8 protein-coding genes and 1 pseudogene are annotated in these 7,291 nt (G+C 70.7%); 1 reads left to right on the top strand and 8 read right to left on the bottom strand.

Translation table 11 applies throughout. The annotated features are described in order from the left end of the window. The 3 genes and pseudogenes from ACF061_RS30305 to ACF061_RS30295 all read right to left on the bottom strand — a co-directional run. Window positions 1–102 (bottom strand): annotated as a pseudogene (locus tag ACF061_RS30305) (electron transfer flavoprotein subunit beta); the annotation flags it as partial. Window positions 103–335: 233 nt separating this feature from the next. Beyond that, window positions 336–854, bottom strand: coding sequence for a flavin reductase family protein (locus ACF061_RS30300; RefSeq protein WP_392270191.1), 519 nt, complete (start codon window positions 852–854; stop codon window positions 336–338). Window positions 855–1,061: 207 nt separating this feature from the next. Further along, the gene (locus ACF061_RS30295; RefSeq protein WP_392270190.1) at window positions 1,062–1,394 is read right to left on the bottom strand and encodes a TlpA family protein disulfide reductase; all 333 of its coding nucleotides are present in this window, start codon (window positions 1,392–1,394) and stop codon (window positions 1,062–1,064) included. Window positions 1,395–1,714: 320 nt separating this feature from the next. On the opposite strand from ACF061_RS30295, the gene ACF061_RS30290 reads away from it, so the two are divergent. Continuing rightward, window positions 1,715–2,443: a lysophospholipid acyltransferase family protein gene (locus tag ACF061_RS30290; protein ID WP_392270189.1), complete on the top strand. Its 729-nt coding sequence runs from the start codon at window positions 1,715–1,717 to the stop codon at window positions 2,441–2,443. Between the two features lie 103 nt (window positions 2,444–2,546). Here the strand turns inward: ACF061_RS30290 and ACF061_RS30285 are convergent, their stop codons facing one another. From ACF061_RS30285 to ACF061_RS30265, 5 genes are all read right to left on the bottom strand, one after another. Continuing rightward, window positions 2,547–3,248, bottom strand: a complete 702-nt coding sequence (locus ACF061_RS30285) for a B3/4 domain-containing protein (protein WP_392270188.1) — start codon at window positions 3,246–3,248, stop codon at window positions 2,547–2,549. Between the two features lie 17 nt (window positions 3,249–3,265). Beyond that, window positions 3,266–3,859, bottom strand: a complete 594-nt coding sequence (locus ACF061_RS30280) for a transglutaminase domain-containing protein (RefSeq protein WP_392270187.1) — start codon at window positions 3,857–3,859, stop codon at window positions 3,266–3,268. Between the two features lie 78 nt (window positions 3,860–3,937). Further along, the gene (locus ACF061_RS30275; RefSeq protein ID WP_392270186.1) at window positions 3,938–5,008 is read right to left on the bottom strand and encodes a threonine aldolase family protein; all 1,071 of its coding nucleotides are present in this window, start codon (window positions 5,006–5,008) and stop codon (window positions 3,938–3,940) included. Continuing rightward, window positions 5,005–5,760, bottom strand: a complete 756-nt coding sequence (locus ACF061_RS30270; protein WP_392270185.1) for an SDR family NAD(P)-dependent oxidoreductase — start codon at window positions 5,758–5,760, stop codon at window positions 5,005–5,007. The genes ACF061_RS30275 and ACF061_RS30270 overlap by 4 nt, the downstream gene beginning before the upstream one ends. 41 nt (window positions 5,761–5,801) lie before the next feature. Continuing rightward, window positions 5,802–7,199 (bottom strand): DUF6421 family protein, encoded by a 1,398-nt coding sequence (locus tag ACF061_RS30265; protein WP_392270184.1) that lies wholly within the window; start codon window positions 7,197–7,199, stop codon window positions 5,802–5,804. Between the last annotated feature and the right edge of the window lie 92 nt (window positions 7,200–7,291).

Here is a 7,291-nt window from a genome sequence, read left to right as displayed (position 1 = left end):
ACCGTCCACATCGTCCCGGTCGACGGTCAGGTCATCGGCGAAGTGCCGGTCGCCAGTGGCGTCGGGCACGTACTTCACAGTGACAACGATCCTCAAGCTCACGCCGGCTCTCCTACTGCATCGTCATTTCGGGGCTGCCTTCTTGCAGGCAGCATAGGCGCCTGAAGCGGCCGATCCCGGTCGGGGCGACCCCTCGCTCCCACCGGAATATTACTCGTCAGTACAACCAGTTCCTGCCCGCTAAGCAAGCGCTTTGAACTGTGACCTTCGCAACGCAGCGTAACCGGAACCGGACGGCTCCGCGGTCCAGGCGGTGCGGGCCGCGGCAGGCGGGCTCAGTCGCGCAGCCCGCTGAAGCGGCCCTGGTGGTAGAGCAGGGGGCGGCCGTCCCCGGTGGGGTCGCCGAGGACCACCTCGGCGATCACGATGCGGTGGTCGCCGGCCGGCACCCGTGCGACGACCCGGCAGACCAGCCAGGCCAGCACGTGGTCGAGGACGGGCACCCCCTCGGGCCCCTCCCGCCAGGCGGTGGGCGCCCCGAACCGGTCGGCGCCGCTGCGGGCGAAGGTGGCGGCCAGCTCCTCCTGGTGCTCGCCGAGTATGTGGACGCCGATGTGCTCGGCGGCGGAGACCGCCGGCCAGCTGGAGGCGCCGGTGCCGATGCCGAACGAGATCAGCGGGGGCTCGGCGGACACGGAGGTGAGGGAGGTGGCGGTGAAGCCGGCCGGTCCCGAGTCGCCGCGCGCGGTGATCACCGCCACACCCGCCGCGTGCCGCCGGAAGACGGAGCGCAAGAGGTCGGGCGAGGCGAGCTGGAGCGCACCGGGGGCGCCGAGACCGGTGGTGGCCGTCATGGACCTGTCCTTCTGGTGGTGGGCCGAGCGGGATCCGTGGCTGCTCAACAGCCCGGACAGCGCGCGCTCGCGGTACGGGCGAGGTCGATGTGCGCTCGTCCGAAGAGAAGGAGTTCGCGGTCCATACAGTCAGGCTGACGACGGGTGGTGGGCACAGTCAAGGGCGTCCGGCCACATGGGAGATGCCTCACGGAGCGGGACGGCGCGTCAGACCGCCGCTCCCAAAGCCGCGATGACGTCCGCCTTGCGCGGCTGTCCGGCGGCGCGCCGCACGATGCGTCCGGCCGCGTCGAGGACCAGTACGGTCGGGGTCCTCGCGACGCCGAGGTCGCGCACGAGGTCCAGCCGCTCCTCGGCGTCGATCTCGATGTGCGCGACCCCGGGCACCATGCCGGCCACCTCGCCGAGAACACGCCGGGTCGCCCGGCAGGGTGCGCAGAAGGCGGTGGAGAACTGCACCAGCGTGGCGCGCTCGCCCAGTTCCCCGCCCAGCTCGGCCGCACCGAGCCGCCTGTCCTCGTCGCCTGCGCGCACCCGCACCAACTCTCCTTCCTCCACCCGCCGTCGCGGCACCGCACGCCCGCCGCGGCGAGCGCCGGCACGCGCGCCCTCGGGTTCCCGTCGTACCGTCCTTCTTCCCTCAGCGCGCGGGAGACCACGGAAGATTCCCGGCCCGCGTGGCGGAGGGCGTCATTCCACCGCATGGGGCCGACGTGACGAGGATCTCGCCGCGTACGGGCACGTGGGCTGGCTACCCGGCCGTTCTTCGGGCACGATCTGCGACATGCCGTAAACCTACGGCAGCGTAACTTCCGCCGGGAGTCTCCCTTCCCTGGCAGACAGAAGGGTCCGCCCCGCCCATGGCCGAGCTTGTCTACCGTCCCGTCATCGGTTTCGCCCGCACGATGTTCAAGGTGTGGGATCTCAGGATCGATTGCCGCGGGTCGGAGAACATTCCGCGCTCGGGCGGCGCAGTGCTGGTGAGCAATCACATCAGCTACCTGGACTTCATCTTCAACGGTCTGGCGGCGCTCCCCCAGAAGCGCCTGGTGCGCTTCATGGCGAAGGAGTCGGTCTTCCGGCACCGGATCTCCGGCCCGCTGATGCGCGGTATGAAGCACATTCCGGTGGACCGCGCGCAGGGCGAGCAGGCCTACGCCCACGCGCTGGACTCGCTGCGGTCCGGCGAGGTCATCGGGGTCTTCCCGGAGGCGACCATCTCCCAGTCGTTCACCCTGAAGAGCTTCAAGTCGGGCGCCGCCCGGCTGGCCCAGGAGGCCGGCGTCCCGCTGGTCCCGATGGCGGTCTGGGGCACGCAGCGGCTGTGGACCAAGGGGCATCCGCGCAACTTCAAGCGCAGCCACACGCCCGTCACCATCCGGGTCGGCGAGGCCGTCGAGGCCCCCCGCGACCAGTACGCGGGCGCCATCACCCGGCGGCTCCGCGAGCGCGTCCAGGAACTGCTGGAGGCCGCGCAGCGCGCCTACCCGGTGCGCCCCAGGGGCCCGGAGGACACCTGGTGGATGCCCGCCCACCTCGGCGGCACCGCCCCGACGCAGGAACAGCTCCGTCTGGCCGAAGCCCACTGACCCCGGCCGTCGGCGGCGCGGCGACCGCGCCGCCCAGCGGTGTCCGGCCCGGCTCCCGCGGCTCCGGCGCCCGGCTGCGGGACGGCGAACGCGGGAGGCGGGTTCAGGCCGCGGGCTGCGGAGCGTGCACGGTGATCCGCGCTTGGGGGCTGAACTTCTCCAGCAGTTCGGCCAGTTCACCGGCCGCCGCCGTGACCTCGGAAACCGGCACGGGGGCCAGACCCTCCAGCAGGAAGAGGCCCGAGGCGGTGCGCTCGGTGAGGCGGGTGCGCGGGCCCTGGCGCCAGTTCCAGCGACGGCAGGTGACGCCGGCCTCGTCGCACCACACCACTTCGCCCGCGTCCGGGTGTTCGACGGTCTCCTCACCGGCGGCCACGGTCGGGAAGTCCTCCTCGCCGGTGGCCCGCACCAGGCGCATGCCGCCCTGGATCAGGTCCAGGTCCTCGCCGCCGACGGGGATCAGATGGGCGACGCTGACGGCGTTGTAGACGTCGACGAGCACGTTGACGCGGGGCAGGCCGGCGCCGGACAGTGCCCTCTTCGCCAGCGCCTCGGCCGAGTTGCGGGTGCGCGAGGGCTTGGAGCCGAACGCCGTGTAGACCTCGCGCCACGCCGCCATGTGCGGGTCCTCGTGCGGGGCGCGCCCGTCCAGCCGGACGGCCAGACGACGCGCCGCGTCGTCCAGGAGCGCCGAACTCGACTCGGTGCTGGGGCCGTTGACCAGACCGTACGCCTCGACGGCCACATGGGTGAAGCCGGGCGCGAGCGCGCGCACCTCGTCGGACACGGTGAGCGTAGGGGTCATCTTCTCTCGCCTCGGGATCAGAGTGCGGTGGGCAGCGTCTTCCACAGCCACGGCCGGTCGGGGGCGGCCCTGAGCGCACTCAGTACCACCGGGTGCGGTTCAGCGTACAGCACCGGATAGTCCACTTCATTTGACTCCGGGTCGACGGGGAAGGCGAGACGTTCGCCGGCCAGGGAGAACTGCGCGTCGACGCCCGGCTTGTTGCCCCGGGGATCCTGCCGGTGCCAGGCGCCGTTGAACCGTACGGCGACCAGCCCGTGCACCGCGTGCCCGCCGCCCTCGTCATGGGTCAGCCGCTGGTAGCACAGCGCCGTCGGGATGTCCTCGGCCCGCAGCAGGGCGGCCAGCGCATGGGCCTTGGCGTGGCAGATGCCGGTGCGGCACCGCAGGACGTCGGAGGCCCCCCAGGTGACGCGCAGATCGCCCGAGTCCTGCGAGTGCGGAATGGTGTCGCGCACGAACTCGTACGCGGCGCGCGCATAGGCATACGAGTCGGCCACCCCCTCGGCGAGGCGGGCGGCCGTTTCACGGACCACCGGGTGCTGGTGGTCGATCGCCTCGTCGGCGGCCAGATAAGCGGACAGGTCGGGGGTGTTCTGGATCATCTCCATGCCCGCAGAGCATAGGAATGCGATCAACCGCAGTCAATGACTTTCCGATTGATCGCATAACTATGCAGAGGACGGCGGTCAGCGCGCCATCTCCTCCTTCAGCGCGGCGACGAACGCGTCCACGTCGTCCTCCGTGGTGTCGAAGGAGCACATCCAGCGCACCACGCCCTCGGCCTCGTCCCAGAAGTAGAAGCGGAACCGCTTCTGGAGCCGCTCGCTCACGTCGTGCGGCAGCTTGGCGAAGACACCGTTGGCCTGCACCGGGTAGAGGATCTCCGCCCCGTGCACCGCCCGCACGCCCTCCGCGAGCCGCTGGGCCATCTCGTTGGCATGGCGGGCGTTGCGCAGCCACAGGTCCCGGGCGAGCAGTGCCTCGAGCTGCACCGACACGAAGCGCATCTTGGAGGCGAGCTGCATGCTCATCTTGCGGATGTGCTTCATGCGGCGGACGGCGTCCTGATCGATGACGACGACCGCCTCGCCGAACATCGCGCCGTTCTTCGTCCCGCCCAGCGAGAGGATGTCGACGCCGACCGCGTTGGTGAACGTCCGCATGGGGACGTCCAGGGAGGCGGCGGCGTTGGCTATCCGGGAGCCGTCCAGGTGCACCCGCATGCCGTGCGCGTGGGCGTGGTCGCAGATCGCGCGGATCTCCTCGGGCGTGTAGAGCGTGCCCAGCTCCGTGCTCTGGGTGATCGAGACGACCTGTGGCATCGCACGGTGCTCGTCCTCCCAGCCGTACGCCTGCCGGTCGATCAGCTCGGGGGTGAGCTTGCCGTCCGGCGTGGGCACGGTGAGCAGCTTCAGGCCGCCCATGCGCTCGGGGGCGCCGCCCTCGTCGACGTTGATGTGCGCGCTCTCGGCGCAGATCACCGCGCCCCAGCGGTCGGTGACCGCCTGGAGCGCGACGACGTTCGCTCCGGTGCCGTTGAACACGGGGAACGCCTCGGCGCCGGCGCCGAAGTGGCTGCGGACGATCCGCTGGAGGTTGTCGGTGTAGTCGTCCTCACCGTAGGCGACCTGGTGCCCGCCGTTGGCCACGGCCAGGGCGGCGAGCACCTCCGGGTGGACCCCGGCGTAGTTGTCGCTGGCGAAACCGCGGACCTGCGGGTCGTGATGGCGCCGCGCGTCGGTCCTGGGGGGGTTCACGGCTTCTCGGTCAGCCACAGACGGTTTCCGTTCACTTCCGCGGCGGGCTTGTCCCAGACGTCGACGATGGCCTCGGCCAGGTCCTTGACGTCCGTGAAGCCCGCGAACTTCGCGTTGGGGCGCTCGGCGCGCATCGCGTCGTGCACCAACGCCTTCACCACCAGGATCGCAGCCGCCGACGTCGGCCCCTCGGCGCCCTCGGCCTTTCCGGCCTTGCGGAAGTAGTCGGCCATGGCCAGCGTCCACGCCTCGGCGGCGGCCTTGGCGGCGGAGTAGGCGGCGTTGCCCGCGGTGGGCTTCGTGGCGCCCGAGGCGCTGATCAGGAGGTACCGACCGCGCTCGCTGCGCTGCAGCGCCTCGTGGAACGCCAGGGAGGTGTGCTGCACCGTCTTGACGAGCAGCAGCTCCAGGAAGTCCCAGTCGTCGAGGCTGGTCTTGGTGAAGGTCTCGCTGCCGCGCCAGCCGCCGACGAGGTGGACCAGGCCGTCGACGCGGCCGAAGTCCTTCTCGATGTGCGCGGCCCAGTCACGGGTGGACTTCAGGTCGAGCAGGTCGACCGTGTCGCCGGTGACGGTGGCGCCGCCGGACGCGTAGCGGGCCGCGTCCACGGCCTGGGACAGCCGCTCCGGGTCGTTGTCCGCGCCGACGACCGTCGCGCCCGCCTCGGCGAGCCTGAGCAGTGCCGCCCGGCCGGCGGGTCCGCCCGCGCCTGCCACGGCGATCACCGCACCGCTGAGAGCCCCGTTCCCCATGTTCCTCGCCTCCGTAGCAGCAGTGTTCCGTACGCGATCGCTCACGCGGCGACCCGCTCGGCGCCGTCCGCCGTGATGCCCTTGGTGGAGGCGATCACGTTCTTCAGTTTCTTGGACAGCGCCTCGTAGAACATGCTCAGCGGAAACTCGTCCGGAAGCACGTCATCGACGAGCCTGCGCGGCGGCTGGGTCAGGTCCAGGGCGTCGGGGCCCTTCGCCCACTTGGAGCCGGGGTGCGGGGCGAGGTACGCGGCGACCAGCTCGTAGCCGGCGAACCAGTGCACCAGCTTGGGCCGGTCGATGCCGTCGCGGTACAGCTTCTCGATCTCCGCGCAGAGCTGGTTGGTGACCTGCGGGGCGCGCTCCCAGTCGATGGAGAGCTTGTTGTCCGTCCAGCGCACCACGTCGTGCTTGTGCAGGTAGGCGAAGAGCAGCTGGCCGCCGAGGCCGTCGTAGTTGCGCACCCGCTCACCGGTGACCGGGAAGCGGAACATGCGGTCGAACAGCACCGCGTACTGCACGTCGCGGGCCTGCGCGACACCGTCCGCCTGGAGCTTCACGGCCTCCTTGAAGGCGGTGAGGTCGCAGCGCAGCTCCTCCAGGCCGTACATCCAGAACGGCTGGCGCTGCTTGATCATGAACGGGTCGAACGGCAGGTCACCGTGGCTGTGGGTGCGGTCGTGGACCATGTCCCACAGGACGAAGGCCTCCTCGCAGCGCTTCTGGTCGTGGACCATGGCGGCGATGTCCTCGGGCAGCCGCAGCCCCAGGAGGTCGACCGCGGCGGCGGTGACGCGACGGAACCGGGCCGCCTCGCGGTCGCAGAAGATGCCGCCCCAGGAGAATCGTTCCGGCGCCTCGCGCACGGCGATCGTCTCGGGGAACAGGACGGCGGAGTTGGTGTCGTAGCCGGCCGTGAAGTCCTCGAAGGTGATGCCGCAGAACAGCGGGTTGTCGTAGCGGGTGCGCTCCAGTTCGGCCAGCCACTGAGGCCAGACCATGCGCAGCACGACCGCCTCCAGGTTGCGGTCCGGGTTGCCGTTCTGCGTGTACATCGGGAAGACGACCAGGTGCTGGAGGCCGTCCGCGCGCTGGGCGGCGGGCTGGAAGGCCAGCAGCGAGTCGAGGAAGTCCGGGACCGCGAAGCCGCCGTCGGCCCAGCCGCGCAGGTCCGCCACGAGCGCCTGGTGGTACTCGGCGTCGTGCGGCAGCAGCGGCGTCAGTTCCCGCACGGCGCCCATCACTCGCTGCACGGCGTGCTCGGCCTCCGCCGGCGCGGGCGCGCCCTCGGCCTCGAAATCGATCGAGCCGTCCTTCGACTGCCATGGCCGGATCTGCTCGACGGCATCCTTGAGCACGGGCCACGCCGGGTGCTCAACCACCCTGGCCGCCGGAGGAACCTCCCCCTCAGCACCCACTTGCACAAGAATTTCCGTCATGACCCATCCTCCACGGGAGAAGCTCGCGTAAGGGAACCGTATACATAAGGGGTTTCTCTCATCAAGGGCACCCTCCGTAGATTATTCTGCGC

The sequence above is a fragment of the Streptomyces sp. NPDC015220 genome (genome assembly GCF_043079345.1).
In the GTDB taxonomy this organism is placed as follows: domain Bacteria; phylum Actinomycetota; class Actinomycetes; order Streptomycetales; family Streptomycetaceae; genus Streptomyces.
Note: the sequence above shows the minus strand (reverse complement) of the source record. Positions and strands in the feature narration are given on the sequence as shown.